Annotated in this window: 19 protein-coding genes; 10 read left to right on the top strand and 9 right to left on the bottom strand. The window is 72.4% G+C overall.

The genetic code is table 11. The features are described from left to right. Nucleotides 1-215: hypothetical protein (locus tag ACIG5E_RS35545; protein WP_396540751.1), on the top strand; the 215-nt coding region annotated here is incomplete at its 5' end. A gap of 37 nt (nt 216-252) precedes the next feature. Here the strand turns inward: ACIG5E_RS35545 and ACIG5E_RS35540 are convergent. Beyond that, the gene (locus ACIG5E_RS35540; RefSeq protein ID WP_396540749.1) at nt 253-525 is read right to left on the bottom strand and encodes a hypothetical protein; all 273 of its coding nucleotides are present in this window, start codon (nt 523-525) and stop codon (nt 253-255) included. 74 nt (nt 526-599) lie between these two features. On the opposite strand from ACIG5E_RS35540, the gene ACIG5E_RS35535 reads away from it, so the two are divergent. Beyond that, on the top strand, nt 600-761 hold the full coding sequence (locus ACIG5E_RS35535; RefSeq protein ID WP_396540747.1) for a hypothetical protein: 162 nt from the start codon (nt 600-602) through the stop codon (nt 759-761). Between the two features lie 167 nt (nt 762-928). Here ACIG5E_RS35535 and tpx read toward each other — a convergent pair whose 3' ends face one another. Continuing rightward, complete coding sequence (gene tpx, locus ACIG5E_RS35530) at nt 929-1,429, bottom strand: thiol peroxidase (protein WP_396540745.1); 501 nt, start codon at nt 1,427-1,429, stop codon at nt 929-931. Between the two features lie 443 nt (nt 1,430-1,872). On the opposite strand from tpx, the gene ACIG5E_RS35525 reads away from it, so the two are divergent. Both ACIG5E_RS35525 and ACIG5E_RS35520 read left to right on the top strand, forming a co-directional pair. Then, nucleotides 1,873-2,970 (top strand): serine hydrolase domain-containing protein, encoded by a 1,098-nt coding sequence (locus tag ACIG5E_RS35525; protein WP_396540743.1) that lies wholly within the window; start codon nt 1,873-1,875, stop codon nt 2,968-2,970. A 48-nt stretch (nt 2,971-3,018) separates the two neighbouring features. Next, complete coding sequence (locus ACIG5E_RS35520) at nt 3,019-3,213, top strand: MerR family transcriptional regulator (RefSeq protein WP_396540741.1); 195 nt, start codon at nt 3,019-3,021, stop codon at nt 3,211-3,213. 128 nt (nt 3,214-3,341) lie between these two features. On the opposite strand, the gene ACIG5E_RS35515 is transcribed toward ACIG5E_RS35520, so the two are convergent. From ACIG5E_RS35515 to ACIG5E_RS35500, 4 genes are all read right to left on the bottom strand, one after another. Further along, nucleotides 3,342-4,028 (bottom strand): rhomboid family intramembrane serine protease, encoded by a 687-nt coding sequence (locus tag ACIG5E_RS35515; protein WP_396540739.1) that lies wholly within the window; start codon nt 4,026-4,028, stop codon nt 3,342-3,344. Between the two features lie 488 nt (nt 4,029-4,516). Next, nucleotides 4,517-4,840, bottom strand: a complete 324-nt coding sequence (locus ACIG5E_RS35510; protein WP_396540737.1) for a DUF6191 domain-containing protein — start codon at nt 4,838-4,840, stop codon at nt 4,517-4,519. After that, nucleotides 4,834-5,415, bottom strand: coding sequence for a transposase (locus ACIG5E_RS35505; RefSeq protein WP_396540757.1), 582 nt, complete (start codon nt 5,413-5,415; stop codon nt 4,834-4,836). Before ACIG5E_RS35505 ends, ACIG5E_RS35510 begins: the two co-directional genes overlap by 7 nt. Nucleotides 5,416-6,118: 703 nt before the next feature. Continuing rightward, nucleotides 6,119-7,114, bottom strand: a complete 996-nt coding sequence (locus ACIG5E_RS35500; protein ID WP_396540735.1) for a phosphotransferase family protein — start codon at nt 7,112-7,114, stop codon at nt 6,119-6,121. A gap of 210 nt (nt 7,115-7,324) precedes the next feature. Between ACIG5E_RS35500 and ACIG5E_RS35495 the strand changes: the two genes are divergently transcribed. Further along, the gene (locus tag ACIG5E_RS35495; protein ID WP_396540733.1) at nt 7,325-8,320 is read left to right on the top strand and encodes a zinc-dependent alcohol dehydrogenase family protein; all 996 of its coding nucleotides are present in this window, start codon (nt 7,325-7,327) and stop codon (nt 8,318-8,320) included. 113 nt (nt 8,321-8,433) lie between these two features. On the opposite strand, the gene ACIG5E_RS35490 is transcribed toward ACIG5E_RS35495, so the two are convergent. Both ACIG5E_RS35490 and ACIG5E_RS35485 read right to left on the bottom strand, forming a co-directional pair. Further along, nucleotides 8,434-8,790, bottom strand: coding sequence for an ArsR/SmtB family transcription factor (locus ACIG5E_RS35490; protein ID WP_396540731.1), 357 nt, complete (start codon nt 8,788-8,790; stop codon nt 8,434-8,436). A 309-nt stretch (nt 8,791-9,099) separates the two neighbouring features. After that, on the bottom strand, nt 9,100-9,741 hold the full coding sequence (locus tag ACIG5E_RS35485) for a TetR/AcrR family transcriptional regulator C-terminal domain-containing protein (protein WP_396540729.1): 642 nt from the start codon (nt 9,739-9,741) through the stop codon (nt 9,100-9,102). A 155-nt stretch (nt 9,742-9,896) separates the two neighbouring features. On the opposite strand from ACIG5E_RS35485, the gene ACIG5E_RS35480 reads away from it, so the two are divergent. Next, nucleotides 9,897-10,685, top strand: a complete 789-nt coding sequence (locus ACIG5E_RS35480; protein ID WP_396540727.1) for an alpha/beta fold hydrolase — start codon at nt 9,897-9,899, stop codon at nt 10,683-10,685. Between the two features lie 594 nt (nt 10,686-11,279). Here the strand turns inward: ACIG5E_RS35480 and ACIG5E_RS35475 are convergent. Continuing rightward, nucleotides 11,280-11,873: a TetR/AcrR family transcriptional regulator gene (locus ACIG5E_RS35475; protein ID WP_396540725.1), complete on the bottom strand. Its 594-nt coding sequence runs from the start codon at nt 11,871-11,873 to the stop codon at nt 11,280-11,282. A gap of 125 nt (nt 11,874-11,998) precedes the next feature. Between ACIG5E_RS35475 and ACIG5E_RS35470 the strand changes: the two genes are divergently transcribed. The 4 genes from ACIG5E_RS35470 (at nt 11,999) to ACIG5E_RS35455 (ending at nt 15,973) form a co-directional block, all read left to right on the top strand. Beyond that, a complete protein-coding gene (locus ACIG5E_RS35470) occupies nt 11,999-13,153 on the top strand; it encodes an FAD-dependent oxidoreductase (RefSeq protein WP_396540723.1) in 1,155 nt (384 codons plus the stop codon). Between the two features lie 597 nt (nt 13,154-13,750). Beyond that, complete coding sequence (locus ACIG5E_RS35465; RefSeq protein WP_396540721.1) at nt 13,751-14,233, top strand: MarR family winged helix-turn-helix transcriptional regulator; 483 nt, start codon at nt 13,751-13,753, stop codon at nt 14,231-14,233. Continuing rightward, the gene (locus ACIG5E_RS35460) at nt 14,233-15,150 is read left to right on the top strand and encodes an ATP-binding cassette domain-containing protein (protein WP_396540719.1); all 918 of its coding nucleotides are present in this window, start codon (nt 14,233-14,235) and stop codon (nt 15,148-15,150) included. Before ACIG5E_RS35465 ends, ACIG5E_RS35460 begins: the two co-directional genes overlap by 1 nt. Next, entirely contained in the window at nt 15,110-15,973 is an 864-nt protein-coding gene (locus tag ACIG5E_RS35455; protein ID WP_396540717.1) for an ABC transporter permease, read from the top strand. The genes ACIG5E_RS35460 and ACIG5E_RS35455 overlap by 41 nt, the downstream gene beginning before the upstream one ends. Nucleotides 15,974-16,032 lie beyond the last annotated feature (59 nt).

The raw sequence follows: 16,032 nt of genomic DNA, 5'->3' as shown, positions 1-16,032 counted from the left end.
AAGGCCTCAGACTGCCGCCCACCACCAGCACGAGCACGGCCAACGACCCGCACGCCAGCCCCTCCGACCAGCACGTTCGAAGATGGCGAAGCTTCAGAGAAGTCCTCATCCGCTGCCCGATGCTCAGCATCAACCTGAAGACGCTGCCCAGGCTCGACGAGCGAGACCGGCTTACCAGAGATCGGCGAGCCGGTGCGCTGCGGCAGTATCGGTAGGTCCGGATATTCGCTGGTGCGTTCAGCTCGTTCGACGTCACTGCGCGTCGTGGCTGCGGGCGATGCCTACAAGTTGAAGGACAAGCTCGTCCAGGGGCGGCGGCAACCTCAGCGGTGTCTGGTTGAGCTGCAGAGCGACGCCCTTGCCGTCGTGGATGATGTGGGCCGCGGTCAGGCGGCAGATCCTGGCGATGTTCTGTCCGTAGAGAAGGACCATGAGGCCGGCGACGCGGTCCTTGGTCTCGAAGGAGTCGTCGTTGAGGAGCTGGCGCGCGATCGTCCAGCGTTCGTCCGGGTCAATCGGAGTCAAGGGGGAGCTGGAAGATCCGTCGTGGTCGAGCCGGGATGTTGATGCCGGAGGCGACCTTGCTTCGGACGGCCCAGGTGACGAATGCCCGGGCGCTGCGGGGCACGCTCACCGATCCGCTCCTGCGGGGCCTGCCGCCGGCCGGGGGCGTCGACCAGTGGTGTGACAGCACGGACCTGCCGGGCGCGCCCGGCGTCGTACAGGCGGCCGTGGACGCCCTGACCCGGCCCGGGGCCTGACGGCGACTCCCGCCGGCCCTGCCGGTCCGGGAGCGGCCGTGGCCGGGTTGCCGGTGTCGGGGCTGGTGGTGTCCGGGCTCTGGAATGCGGTGGACCCGCCCCGCGCCTGGGAAGGCGGTGTGGGGCGGGTCCGGGAAGCGGTCCGGCTACGGGCCCGGGGCGGCGGGTTAGCTCAGGGCCGTGAGGGCGGCTTCGTAGTTCGGTTCTTCGGCGATTTCGGGGACGAGTTCGGTGTGCAGGACGGTGTCGTTCTCGTCGAGGACGATCACGGCGCGGGCGGTGAGGCCGGCGAGGGGGCCGCTGACGATCGATACGCCGTAGGCGTCGTGGAAGTCGCGTCCACGCAGGGTGGAGAGGGTCTTGACGTTTTCCAGGCCTTCGGCGCCGCAGAACCGGGCCTGTGCGAAGGGCAGGTCCGCGGAGATGCACAGCACCACGGTGTTCTCCAGCGCGGCGGCCTTGGTGTTGAAGGTGCGCACCGAGGCCGCGCAGGTCGGGGTGTCGATGCTCGGGAAGATGTTCAGGACCTTGCGCTGTCCGGCGAAGTCCTTGAGCGAGGTGTCCGTGAGGCCCTCGCCGACCAGCGTGAACGCCGGGGCCTGGCTGCCCTCGGCCGGCAGTGCGCCGCCGATCTCGACCGGGTTCCCCTTCAGCGTGACCTGAGCCATGAAAAGCCTCCTACCAGCGGTGTACGGGTGACAACGCCGCCGATCCTACTGCCCGCCCGCCGCCGTCGGCGCCGGGTGACCGAGGAACGGACGGGCAGCGCACACGGGGGCCGGGCGGGTCACCCGGCTTGCCGGGTGTGTGGGTGTGCGGCCGGCGTGGCCGGCCGGGGGCGCCGGGGGGCTCCGGAGGGCGGGCGGGAGGTGGCCGCGGCGGTGCTCTCGGCCCTTCAGGACCTTCAGGACCTTCAGGACCTTCACGGCGCGGGCCTTTCCCACGGCAACGCGGACGCCTCCCACCTCCTGCTCGCCCCCCACCCGCCACCATGGCCGGCGGCCGTGCGCTGTGAGCTGGATCACGGTTGAGATTGACCTTGGGGCGGGGTGGAGGCTCGTCGCAGCGGCAGGACGCCGCACCGGGCACCACCGATGTGAAGGAGCACACCATGTCCATCGACCTTTCCGTTCAGGGGCAGGACCGTCCGGAGCTGCAGAAGGCGATCGAGGAACTGGTCGAGGCCGGTTTCCTCGGCATCCAGCTCCGGGTGAACGACGAGCAGGGGGAGTGGGTCGGTAGCGCCGGTGCTCGCGAGCTGGGTCGCAGTGCCCAGCCGCTGACGGACGGGCACTTCCGGATCGGCAGCAGCACGAAGAGCTTCGTCGCCACCTCGGTGCTCCTGCTGGTGGCCGAGGGCAGGATCGGCCTGGACGCCCCGGCCGACGACTACCTGCCGGAGTTCGGGCTGGACCGGCGGATCACGGTGCGGATGCTGCTGCAGCACACCAGCGGGATCTTCAACCACACCGGCGAGCTCTACGAGGACGGGACGATCGTGCTGGGGGTCCCCTGGCAGGGCAAGGAGTGGGTGGACAACCGGTTCAGGACCTACCCGGCCGAGGAGCTGGTGCGGCTGTCGCTGTCCAAGCCGGTGCGGTTCGCGCCGGGCGCGGGCTGGAGCTACGCGAACACCAACTACGTGCTGGCCCGGCTGGTGGTCGAGAAGGTCACCGGCCGTTCGTTCGCCGAGGAGTTGCAGCGGCTGGTCCTGGGACCGCTGGGGATGACCGGCACTGTGGCGCCGGGAGCCTCGCCGGAGCTCCCCGAGCCGCACAACCACGGCTACTACCGCTACGAAGACGCCGGGCAGGAGCGGACGGTCGATGTGACCCGGCAGAACCCGTCCTGGGTCGGAGCCGGTGGCGACATGATCTCAACCACCCGTGACCTGCACACGTACTTCTCCGCGCTGATGGGCGGCAGGCTCCTGCCGGCCGAGCTGCTGGCCGAGATGCGCACGCCGGAGGCGACCGTCGGCTACGGCCTGGGGGTGTTCGCGCAGGAGACGGAGGGCGGCACCGTCTTCCACCACCACGGCGCCACCATGGGCTCGGCGGCGCTGATGTACAGCAGCGCCGACGGCGGCAGGACCTTGACCGCGGGGCTGACCTGGGTGGACGACGCCGACCTGTCGATAGCTCCGGCCTTCGGGAGCGCCCAACAGCGTTTCCTCGACGAGGTGTTCTGCGGCCGGCTGGGCCGATGAGGAACGGGGTCACGATCGGGCAGGGCGGAGGCGTTCGCCGGTGTCACGATGAAGGCGGTGCGGCACTACCGCAAGCTCGGTCTGGTCGTGGTGCCGGAGCGTGACAGCTCCGGCCACCGGCGGTACGGATCGGGGGAGTTGCTGCGGCTGGTGCAGGTACGGACGCGCTGGTGCCCGAGGGTTTCGACGGCCTCCTGGCCCGGCCCGAACACGGGCTGGACGACCCCGAGTACATCCACCTGATCAAGCGGCGCCGGGAGGCCGAGAGCCGGGGCCCGGACGACCCCAGGATCGAGGAACTCGCGGCCGCCATGGCCGACCGACACCTCGCCAACCCCGCACTGCTCGGGGATCACGCCGGGCGGGAGCAGCTACGCGGCGATCTGCCGGGCGGCGCGGGCCCATGGCCGGGGCGCGCACACCAGACCGAGCAGGCACCCGGCCATCAGCCCCGCACCGTGATTGTTCCGCAGCAGGCACAGGAACAGCCCACAGGCCGGGATGAGCAGGACGAACCACGAAGCCTGCCACGGCCCGCGCAGCAGGCAGCCCACGGCCAGCGCGCCCAGCAGGCCGCAGATGGCGACCGAGTCGCCGCCGCCGCTGGGCGACCAGCCCGCCAGGCTGACCACGTGGGCCGCCGCGCCGGAGACCAGGAACACCGCCAGGGTCCACCCGCGTTCGAGCACGGACTCGGCGACCGCGCCGATCACCAGCAGGGCCGAGAGGTTCATCGCGATCTGCGCCCAACCCGAGGACTGCACCAGCAGTGCCGTCCCGGCCCGCCACCACTGACCGTCCGTCAGCGCGCCCGGTCGGCGTTCCAGCTCACCGATCACCGACGGAGCCACTGACTGAACGATCGCCATCACCGCCATCACCACGAACAGGGCGGACGTGACCCATGGCCGCCGCGCCCACGCCGCGCGGACCGCCGCGACCACCTCGCCCGGCCCGCCGCCGTCCGCGGCCGCTCCCCCGACCAGCACCAGCGTCCGCAGCCCCACGCCCACCACCACGGCAGCGCTCGCGTACAACCCGATCACATGCGGCGACATCGCCCCACCCCCTGTTCGAACACCCCGGGACAGACTGCCCGGCCAATCGCTCATCCTCCCGGTGCGCCCGGGCCGCCCGCCAGGGCTGATGATCACCGGGCGCGCGTGACCTCCGTCATGCCGATCCACCGCGCTCGCGGGCGCCCGCCCCCGGCCGACGATGATGTGACTTTCCGTGACCGCGGGGTTTCATCGAGGGCCGGTCGGGTTCAGATGGCTCGGGGTGGGCAAGCCCCCGGACGATTGCAGGTGTGCAATTCCTCCCTCACCATGTTGATCCGGCTCATTTCGATTCCTGACCTGGGCGAACGCGGCCAGGGCCTCTGAACACAGGTACTCATACACGTAGCCACGCCACCCACAAGACGCCGGCGATCAAGACCTGGCTGGTCTCCCACCCCCGCTTCCACCTGGTTCCAAACTCAGGACACTGGGTCGGTTTTGGAAGTGGATCTTGCAGTGAGGGGACTGCGCATGGTGCGGCGTGGCTACCGCTGCTGTTGAACGACTGCGGTGCCGCCGTCCAAGTCGATACCGATGCGAGGCGGGGCGCCGGCGTGGTCGTCGTCCCGCAGGACCAGTTGAGTCCGCCGCTGCTCGATTTGCACGCGCTTGTTGGCATTGAAGAAGGCGTGCAGCTCCTCGGTCGCGGTGGCACCGAGGCCGAGCCCGCTGCTTCGCGGTCGCGTGGTCAGACGACGACATAACCACCCCGGACGGCCGGATCGCACCACGAGATGCCGGATTGAGGCCAGTGTGAAGGGCACGATCACCAGCACTGCCATGAGGAGCAGACCCGCCATCATCACCATGTCGACCCAACGCGCAAAGGTGATACCTCCGTTCCTGGCCGTTGTCGCCGTTTACGGCGGCGCCGGTCAGAGCCACTCGCCGATCGCGGCGACCAGCACCGTCGCTTCGTAGCGACCAGTGGCGTGGCCGGCCCGCTTTGAGCCGGGGTACCCGGATGCGGCCCAGGACGATCTGGAGCTGCGGGGAGTCCGCGCGCTGCCCGGCCGTGGTCACGAGCGACATCGGCTTCTGTGTCTGCTCGACCGCGAGGTGGGTCTTGGTGGTCAGTCCGCCGCGTGGGCGTTCGGGTCCGTGGTCGTCGGGCTCGGTGAAGACGCCGCCGGGCGGTTCGACCTGTAGATCCCTTTTTGCGGGCGCCGGCCGCGTGTTGGTGGGCGCGGGCGACCGTGGATTCCACCGAGATGTCCCAGGTGATCAGGCCCTTCGCATCCGCGCGGGCCTGGAGCTGCTCGAAGATCCGATGCCACGTGCCGTCATGCTGCCAGCGCCGGAAGAGCCCGTGCACCGTGTCCCAAGGCCCATAGCGCGCGGGCAGGTCCCGCCAGGGGATGCCGGTCCGCGTGCGGAACCGTATCCCGTCGATCAGCTGCCACTTGGCGTGAACCGGCGGCCGTTGGGCGGCAGGCTATGAGGTCCGGCAGGAGGCGGGCCGTGCTGGGGCCGTCCACGCCCTGTTCGCCGCGGGCTGGCGGGTGCGCCGGTCCGGCTTCGACGACTTCGAGGCCGAGTGCGGTTGGGCCGAACTGGAGCTGTACCCGGAGGCGCCGGTGCGCTTCCGGGGCCTCGTGCGGCCCGAGCGCATCGGCGACCTGCTGGAGCTGCTGGCCGGGCTCGGCCTGTCCTACGTGGTCGAGTGCGAGGCCCGGACGGCACCGAACGCGTCCTCCGGTCCTGACCCCGGAGCCCGCACATCCGCCGTCACTGCCGCGAGGGAGCAGTCCGCCCGGTGGGGTGGGGTCGTGGGAAGTCGGCGGGTCCGACTTCCTGTGTCCGGGAGCCTGCTGTTCGCAGGCCGATGCTCCGACGGGGGAGGAAAGGCGGTTGGCGGAGCGTCAGATGCCGCTGTGCCGGGGCGTCGCCCGGTTCGGCGCCTTGGCGCAGGGCGGGCGGGCCGGGGCGGCCGGGCAGGTGGCCGGTGGCGGTGCCTGTCTGGTTGTCGGCCGTGGTGTGCACCTCGTGGGCGATCTCCACTGCCCTCCGCGCACCCTCCCTGCGCCGTACGGACCGGACGGACCGGATGGGCCGGAGGAGGGGGTGCTGCCTCGTTTCGGTACCGGTTATGCGTAGCGTTCGAACAGTGCCTGCAGGTAGTCCTCCAGGCGTTGGGTCAGCACGGGCGCGCTTAGGTCGGTGCGTCCCAGTTCGCGCCAGGGCACGGCGACTTTCTCGGCGTCGGGGGCGAATGCCAGGGCGTCCAGCAGCCGCCAGTACAGGTGGTCCCCGCCGTCGGCGGTGAGGGTGCCGCCGGCTTGTTCGTAGGCGTCGGCGAAGGCCATGCCCGCGGGCACGCCGTGCAGCAGGGTCAGTGCGGTGGAGCAGTGGGCGACGTCTAGGTCAGCCGGGCCCCAGGAGGTCTCCACCCAGTCGACGACGCCGCTGACTGCCAGCTGCTGCCCGCTGCCGGTGAACAGCACGTTCCCGGGGTGGAAGTCGCGGTGCAGGAAGCAGCCCCGGTGTGCGGGCGCTTGGCGGCCGATCACCTCCACCGCCCGCTCCCACAGGCGCGGGCGCGCGGTGGCGGCGGGGACCTGAACGCGCTCGGGGGAGGTCCACGCCTGCCAGGCGCGCGGACGCTCCTGCTCGGGCATCGCCACGGCGTGTACGGCAGCCAGCTGCTGGGCCAGCAGGGCGGTGCGGCGCGGCACGTCGCCGTCCTCGTGCACCCGCACGCTGCCGGGCAGGTGGGTCATCACCAGCGACGGGTCCTCGCAGTGCTCGCCCGTCGCGTCCACCGCGCGCAGCCGGGCCGCCGGAATGCGCCCGGCCTCCAGCAGACGCAGCACGCCGGCCTCGCGGGCCAGCAGGGCCGGGGCGTGGCGGCGGTAGAACGGCTTGACGAAGGAGCGCAGCACCAGCGCGTAACCCTGCCCGCCGCCGTCGTTGCCGCCGTCGCCGCTGCCGTTGCTGTCGGCGGGTTCGACGTCCAGGCGGCGCATCCGCGAGGTCCAGCCGCCCTTGAGCTCGCGCACCCGCGCGATCCGCTCGCCGGGCGCGAGCACGCCCTCCACCCACCGGCGCGTGCCGGCCCACTGCCGGCCGTCGTCCTCGATCACGGACGACCACCCTACGCCCCGCCGTGCGCACCCCGTGTCCAGGCCCGCTCCGCCCCTTCCGGCGACGGGTGAGGGAGTCTCAACTCCCTTGCGGGCGGAGCCCGCCAACCCTTGTTCGACATCCATAGAAATTTGACAGCGGGCGCTGCCCCCGCTTGGGTGGAGAACCGAACCGCACATACAGGCACACCGCCGCAAGGGGAGTTCGCCATGCCCAGGAAAGTCGTCTTCACCGCCACCGGCGCACCGGAGGTCCTCACCGTCCGCGAGGTGCCCCTGCCCCACCCCGGCCCCGGCGAACTGCGCATCAGGGTCCAGGCCCTGGGCCTCAACCGCGCCGAGGCTCTCTATCGCGCCGGCACCTACCTGGAGGAGCCGAAGCTGCCCGCCACCCCCGGCTACGAGGCCGCCGGCACCGTGGACGCCGTCGGCGAGGGCGTCACCGGCTTCCGCGTCGGCGACCCCGTCGACTCCGTCCCCGCCTTCGACCAGAACGACTACGGCGTCTACGCCACCCACGCCCTCGTCCCCGCCCGCGCCGCCGTCCACCGCCCCGCACACCTGAGCGCCGTCCAGGGCGCCGCCACCTGGATGCCCTACCTGACCGCCTACGGTGCCCTCGCCGAGGACGGCCACCTGCGCCCCGGCGACCACGTGCTGCTCACCGCCGCCGCCTCCAGCGTGGGCCTGGCCGCGATCCGCATCGCCCGGCGCATCGGCGCCGTTCCGATCGCCACCACCCGCACCCGGGCCAAGACGGCGCAGCTCCTGGATGCCGGCGCCGCCCACGTGATCGTCACCGGTGAGCAGGACCTGCCTGCTCGTGTTCTGGAGATCACGGGTGGTGAGGGTGTGCGTACGGTTTTCGATGCTGTCGCCGGGCCTGGTGTGAACACTCTCGCCGAGGCCGTGGCCCCTGGTGGGCGTCTGATTGTCTACGGGCGTTTGGACATGCGTGACACTCCTATGCCTGGCCAGGCGACCTTCGCTCCCGTCAGTAGCCGCTTCTACACGGTCCATGAGGTCAGCCGCGATGCCCAGCGGCTGCGCCGCGCCCACGCCTTCATCACGGCGGGCCTGGCTGACGGTACGTTCAGTCCCGTTGTCGACCGGGTCTTCGAGGGCCTTGACAGCATCGTCGAGGCCCACCGCTACCTGGAGGCCGGCGCCCAGGTCGGCAAGATCGTCGTGACCGTCACCGACTGACCGTCACCGATTGACCGTCACCGACTGACCGCGGCCGACGACCACGGGCCCGAGGCGACAGGCCTCGGGGTGGTCGGGTGGTCGGCCGTGCACGTGCTCAGGACGTTCAGGGGTCAGGGCGCTCGGGGGGTGTTCCGGGCCTCGGCGTCGGCGGCGGCGACTACTGCTGACAGCAGGCCGGGGAAGCGCTGTTCCAGCTCGTCTGCGCGTAGCGTGTTCATCTTCGTGGTGCCCACGTAGTACTGGCGTAGTACCCCGGCCGCGCGTAGCACCGAGAAGTGGTGGCTGGAGGTGGAGCGCCCGATGGGCAGGTCGAAGGAGCCGCAGCTGAGGTCTGTGCTCGCGTGTGCGAGGGTGCGCACCACTGAGCGCCTTGCCGGGTCGGCGAGGGCTTCCAGTACCTGCTGGACGCTCACGTCCTCTACGCCGGGGTGCACGATCACCCGCGCCGTCACGCGTGCCCGTCCCACACCCACCACCCCTTCCCAAGCCCGGCCCCCGTTCCGCGGCGTTCCTCGTCAACGGCCGCGCACCACGCGCGACTTCAGGCCAGACGCTACTACGGGATGACCCTCTGCCATGCGCGCGCCGCGACACCTGCGCAACACGAATCGCGCACCGCACGCGCACGACGGCACCCGCCGCATGCCCGCCGCACACCCGCCGCACACCCGCCCCGGCACCCGCGCGGCGCGCCACGAGGCGCGGGGCAGACGTGCCCGCCCCGTCTCGGGGCCGTTGCCCGTTCGCCCCGAGCGGGGCGCTCGTCGCCGCGGTCTTCAGGGCAACTGGGCGGTCAGGCCTGTGGTGAGGAGGGCCAGGCCGGCGGTGAAGGCGTGTTCGGGATCGGTGGGTTGCTCGGCTTGCCATTGGGCGAGGTGGGGGTAGCGTCCCGGCTCCACCGCTGGCGACTCGGCGTCAGTATCGGCATCGGCGCCAGTACTGACGCCGCTGGTGGTGTGCGTGGCTTGTTCCTGGAGGACGAACCCGATCACGTAGCTGGTCACGGCGTGTCCGAACAGTGCTGCCTGGCCCAGTGTGAGTCCCTGTGCGCGCATCTGTGCCAGTCCTTCCTCCACCGCCGCCAGTGTCCCCGGCCCTGGGGTGAGGTGGGCGGAGACCAGGCGGGCGCCGTCCCGGCGGGCCAGCAGTGCCGCGCGCAGTCGGTGTGCGAAGTCGGCCGTCCGTGCGGCCCAGTCGGCCTGCGCCTGCTCGCTGGTGTCGGGTGCGGTGAATGCTTCGGTCACCAGCGCGTCCGCCATGGCGCCCAGCAGTTCCTGCTTGCTGCGTACGTGCCAGTACAGCGCGCCGCGCTGGACGCCGAGCCGGTCGGTCAGCGCCCGGGTGGTCAGCCGGTCCAGCCCGACCTCGTCCAGCAGCTCGAGTGCGGCCCGGACGACGTCCTCGCGGTGCAGTGCCATGGCGTGGGTGCGGTCCTTCCGGCCCAAGGGATTCCAGGGACTTGAGCTTAGCTCAGGTCATCTGCCTATGATCGACCTGAGCATTGCTCAAGTGCGCCGGGCCCGGCCGCCGGGCACGGCGGTCCAGTGCTGCCGGAAAACAAAAGGGGTGGGGCATGGGGGAGTACGTGACGGTCGACGGACTGCGCACCTACTACGAGGTGCAGGGCGAGGGCGACCCCGTCGTCCTGCTGCACGGCGGCGGGGTGAACGCCGACAGCTGGTACGCCCAGATCCCCGCCCTCGCCGAACACTTCCGCGTCCACGCCCCCGAATGCCGCGGCCACGGCCGCACCCCCGACGTCGAAGGCCCCGTCACCAGCGAGCTGATGGCCGACGACCTCATCGCCTTCCTGGAGGCCCTCGCCACCGGCCCGGCCCACCTCATCGGCTGGAGCGCCGGAGGCACCGTCGCCCTGCGCCTGGCGCTGCGCCGGCCCGATCTGGTGCGCAAGCTCGTCCTGATCAGCAGCGGCGTCAGCCGCGACGGCGCCACCGACGCGGACGCGGCGATCCTGGACGACATCGAACGCCTGGCCGGTATGTTCCGCCCGCAGTACGAACGGCTCTCCCCGGACGGTCCCGGCCACTTCCCCGTCGTCTTCGCCAAGTGGCTGAAGATGTGGCGCGAGGAGCCCGACATCGGCCTCGCGGCGCTGGCCGCCCTGTCCATGCCCGTCCTGGTCCTGCAGGGTGACGACGACGGTGTGCACATCTGCCACAGCGCGGCCGTGGCCGCCGCCATCCCCGACGCCCAGCTCGCCGTCCTGCCAGGCACCTCCCACACCGCCCCGCTGGAGAAGCCCGACCTGGTCAACCGGATCCTGCTCGACTTCCTCGCCGACCACCAGGTGCCCAAGCTTCTGCCCCTCGGCGCCCTCGACCAGCCGCCGGCCCCGCACTGACGGCCCCTCATGCGGCCTCCGGTGGCCCTGCCGCGACCGGGGGCCGTGGCACCGCGCGCTCCGCGACCGGCCGCCGGGCTGTCGCGGGCAGGGGCGCGGGCGTCCCACCCGGGCGACCGGTCGCCTCCGGGGTGGGTGGTGGAGTGGGAAGTCGGCGGAGCCGACTTCCTGTGCGCCTGCCGGGCCGGTTCGGGCACGGCGCATCACGGGATCAGGGCCGCAGGGCGCAGTGTCGTGTGAGCGCCTTCGGGTGCCGGGGCCGGCACAGGGTCACGGCACGGCCCGGGGGTCTGGCTTGCGCGGTGTTCGGGGTCGGTGGCATCAGGAAGAAATGCGGCTGAGGGAGCGCTGGCCGGTGGCGAATGGCAGGGCGCGCACCCCCGCCCTGATCACCCGCCCTGATCATCCCCGTTTCCGGGCGGGCCCGGGATGAGGCCGGGGTGCCGTGCCGGGGCCGTGTGCCGGTTGCGCAGGGATCTCGGGCTGGGCCTGGATGCGGCCTCTCCGCGGCGCCGGACCTGTTCCTGGGGGGTGCGTACTGGCGGCGGACTGCGGCCGGGCGCCTGGCGGTGCGACGGGCGCGCCGCGCCTGGGTCACGTGTCCGGGTGGGAGGCCGTCCAGCCGTGTTCGAGGAGGGCGAAGGCCTCGTCGGCGGCGCGGTCCGGGTCGGGGTGGCGCTGGATGAGGCGGCGGGCTTCGAGGGCGAAGTGGGCCAGGGCAGCGCAGCGGATGTCGTCGTGGGGCGCGCCGACGGCTTCGGCGATGGCGCCGGCCAGGGCTGCTTCGTGGCGGGTCCACATGCGGTGGGCGTAGTCGCGCAGGGCGGGGGTGTCCTGTACCAGGCGCAGGAAGGCGGCGAAGCGGGGGTCCGTGGCGTGGACGGCGAAGCGGGTCTGTCCGAGCAGGAGGTGTTCGCGCAGGGCCTGGGGGACGGACCGGCCCGGGGGGCGTTCGCGCACGGCGGCGACGAGGGCCGCCTCCAGGTCGTCGTCCTGGTCGAAGACCAGGGCCTCCTTGCCGGGGAAGTGCTTGAACAGGGTGGTGACCGAGACGTCGGCGGCGTCGGCGACGTCCTTGACGCCGACCTGGTCGTAGCCGCGTTCGAGGAAGAGTTCGAGGGCGGCGTCGGCCAGGGCTTGGCGGGTCTGGGCCTTCTTGCGCTCGCGGCGCCCGGTGGGTTCGGTCACCCGCCCATCCTACCGCGAAGTGAACCCACTGCGAAAGTGTAGTCATTGCACTTATTGAGCTGGTGTGCTTTCTTGGTGGTGCCGGACCTCCCGGCGACCCGAACCCACCCCCGGAAGGGGCACTCGTGAACCCTGCCCGTGATCCCCGCATCGCCATCGTCGGCGCCGGCCTCGGCGGTCTGACCTGCGCCCGGATCCTGCAGCGGCACGGCCGCCGCGTCACCGTCTTCGAACGCGAGGCCCGCGCCGACGCCCGCCCCCAGGGCGGCACCCTCGATCTGCACGCCGACACCGGCCAGGCCGCCCTGCGCTCGGCCGGACTCCTGGAGCGCTTCCACGCCCTCGCCCGCCCCGAAGGCGACCAGTGGCGCGTGCTCGACCCCGCCACCGCCGCCCCCCTGGCCCAGCAGGGACCGCCGTCCGCCGCCGACCCCCTGACGCGGCAGGGACCGCCGGCCGCCGCCGACGCCGTCGCCCGGCCGGAGATCGACCGTGGCCTGCTGCGCGGCCTGCTCCTGGACTCGCTCACCGCGGGCACCGTGCGCTGGGACCGCGCCGTCGAGGCGGCCGCCCCGCTCGCGGACGGCACCTGCCGGCTGCGGTTCGCCGACGGCACCGCCGAGGACTTCGACCTGGTCGTCGGCGCCGACGGCGCCTGGTCCCGCGTACGCCCGGCCCTGTCCGCGGCCGTACCCGGCTACACCGGCGTCACCTTCCTCGAAACCGGGTTCGACCACTGCGACACCCGCCACCCGGACCTCGCCCGCCTGGTCGGCCACGGTTCGATGCTCGCCAAGGGCACCGGCCGCACCCTGGTCGCCCAGCGCAACAGCAACGGCCACATCCGCGCCTACATCGCGCTGCGCGCCCCCCGGTACTGGCACACGGCCGCCGGCATCGACCCCGGCGACCAGCAGGCCGTGCGCACGCACCTGCTGGACCTGTTCGACGGCTGGGACGAGAGCCTGCGCTACCTCCTACACGGCGGCGACCACCCCTTCACCAGCCGGCCCCTGTTCGTCCTGCCCGCCCCGCACACCTGGCAGCACGTCCCCGGCCTCACCCTGCTCGGCGACGCTGCCCACCTGATGCCCCCGGTCGGACTCGGCGCCAACCTCGCCATGCTCGACGGCGCCGACCTCGCCCATGCCCTGGCCGCCGGGGACGGCGTCGACGACGCCGTCCGCGCCTACGAGCACCTCATGCTCCCGCGCTCGGCCCGCGCCGCGACGGACAGCGCGCACGCCCTCGACCACCTCGTCCCCGCAATAGCCCCCTGAGCCCCGCCCCGGCATACCGGTGGCGACGAACGGAGAGGCGGTGACGGGGGCACGTTCCTCCCGGAGGGGCGGTGGAGTGGGAGGTCGGCGGGTCCGACTTCCCGCGTGCGGGCCGGGAGGTCGGGCAGGCGGCCGGGATCGTCCCGGCCCGGTGTTCCGCCGAGGAAGCCGACGAGGTGGCCCGGGTACGGGACGAAGTCGGCCACGTGGGCCACCGGAGGCAGGAGGTAGGCGTACAGGGCCCCCGTCGCCGTGCACCGCACCAGGCGGGCTCCTGGACGGGAGGCGGGCGCCCCGCCGCACTGGCGGTGTGCGTCCGGGCTGGGCCCACCGCAGCGGTCACGGCCCGCCGGCCGTACCCGGGACGGGTAAGCGGCCACACCGGTCGAGCGCCGGTGTCAGGCGTCGGACAGGAGCGCCTGGAGGAAGTCGCAGTCCGCGACCGGCGCCGCGCGCCGGATCCACCGCATGCCCCGGGATGGCGCCGCGCCCGGGTGCGCCGCAAGAGCCCGGCACACGGCGCCCCGACGCCCCCACCTCCGGTCCGACCATCCGACCCCTCGACAGATAACTCTCACTGAGAGCTAAAATCGGGGTATGGCGACACGCGCTCCCCAAGCGCCCGACGGCGCCGTCGCGGACGAGTTCTCCGCACTGCTCGTCGGCATCCAGCGCATGCTGCGCCGCCGCCTGCGCCGCCGGGCGCAGCAGCCGAGGCTGCGCGGGGCACAGGCGGAACTGCTGCGCCTGGTGATGGACAGTCCCGGCCTGAGGGTGCGTGAGGCCGCCGAGGAGCTGTGCCTGGCCGGGAACTCGGTGTCCACGCTGGTCAACCAGCTCGTCGCACAGGACCTGCTGCGCCGCGAGGTGGACCCCGGCGACCGGCGGGCGGCGCTGTTGTACGCGACGGCGCCGGCCGAGGAGCGGATCGAAGCCTGGCGCCGGCGCCGCCGGGCGCTGATGGCCGAGCTGGTGGCGGACCTGCCCGGGCCGGAGCGGGCGGCCCTGGCCGCCGCCCTGCCCGCGCTGCGCCGTCTCGCCGAGGGCCTGCACAACCTGCCGGAGGACGAGGAGGAGTGATGGGTGGGGAGGACGCGGTGGTGTGCCAGGGCCTGGAGTACAGCTTCACCCACGGCCGCGGCAAGACCACCCGGGCCGTGGACGGCATCGACCTGACCGTGCGCGCCGGCGAGGTGTTCGGCCTGCTGGGCCCCAACGGCGCGGGCAAGACCACCGCGATCCGCGCCATCACCACCCTGCTGCCGGTGGGCGCCGGCATGGTGCGCGTCTTCGGCCACGACGCCACCCGCCGCCCCATGGAGGTGCGCCGCCTGCTCGGCTACGTCCCCCAGCAGCTGTCCGCGGACTCCGGACTCACCGGACGCGAGAACGTGGCCCTGTTCGCCCGGGTCTTCGACGTCCCCCGTGCCGAACGCGCCCGGCGCGTCGCCCAGGCCCTGGCCGCCGTCGGCCTCACCGACGCCGCCGACCGGATGGCCGCCACGTACTCCGGCGGCATGGTGCGCCGCCTCGAACTCGCCCAGGCTCTGGTCAGCGCCCCGCGCCTGCTGGTCCTGGACGAACCCACCATCGGCCTGGACCCGATCGCCCGCACCAGCGTGTGGGAACGCGTGGACGCCGTCCGCAAGGCCACCGGCATGACCGTCCTGGTCACCACCCACTACATGGACGAAGCCGACCGCCACTGTGACCGCATCGCCCTGATGGACCGCGGCCGCATCCGCGCCCTGGGAACCCCCGCCGAACTCAAGGACCAGGTCCGCCAGGCCCGCCGGCAGGTCCGGCAAGGCCAGGAGGACCAGGAGGGCCGGGAGGGCCAGGAGGACCAGGAGAGCCGGGAGGGCCGGGAGGACCAGGGCGAACCCACCCTGGACGACGTGTTCCGCCACTTCGCCGGCCGCGACCTGGCCGACGCCACGGAAGGAGACTTCGGTGATGTCCGCCGTACCCGTCGCACGGCCAACCGCGTCGGCTGAACCCCCCGGCCACAGCCCCGGGTTGGACCTGTTGCTGGTGCCCCCGCGCGCCCGCACCGGCTGGCGCCTGATACCCGCGCGCATCGCCGCGATGTGCGCGGTGGAACTGCAGAAGCTGCGCCACGACCGCACCGAGCTCTACACCCGGGCCGTCCAGCCCGCCCTGTGGCTGCTGATCTTCGGCGAGACCTTCACCCGCCTCAAGGCCATCCCCACCGGCGGCATCCCCTACCTGGACTACCTCGCACCGGGCATCATCGCCCAGTCCGCGATGTTCATCGCGATCTTCTACGGCATCATGATCATCTGGGAGCGGGACTCCGGCGTGCTCACCAAACTGCTGGTCACCCCCACCCCCCGCGCCGCCCTGGTCACCGGCAAGGCCTTCGCCGCCGGCGTCAAAGCCGTCCTGCAGGCCGTCGTCGTGGTGCTGATCGCCGCCGTCCTGGGTGTCGCGATGACCTGGAACCCGCTGCGCCTGCTGGGGGTGGTGGCGGTGGTGCTGCTCGGCTCGGCGTTCTTCTCCTGCCTGTCGATGGCCATCGCCGGGATCGTGCTGACCCGCGACCGCCTGATGGGCATCGGTCAGGCGATCACCATGCCGCTGTTCTTCGGCTCCAACGCCCTCTACCCCCTGGACCTGATGCCGGGCTGGCTGCAGGCCGTCAGCAAGGTCAACCCGCTCAGCTACCAGGTCGACGCACTGCGCGGCCTCCTGATCGGCACCCCCTCCCACCTGCCGCTGGACTTCGCCGTCCTGGCCGCCGCCACCCTCGCCGGCATTGCCGCGGCTTCCGCCCTGCTGGGACGCCTGGCCCGCTGAGGTCCGTGCGTGCAAGAGGCAGCGACGAACCGGCGGCGGGAAAGGCGACAGGAGGTGTC

It is taken from the genome of Kitasatospora sp. NPDC053057 (assembly GCF_044546945.1).
Classification (GTDB): Bacteria; Actinomycetota; Actinomycetes; order Streptomycetales; family Streptomycetaceae; genus Kitasatospora.
Note: the sequence above shows the minus strand (reverse complement) of the source record. Positions and strands in the feature narration are given on the sequence as shown.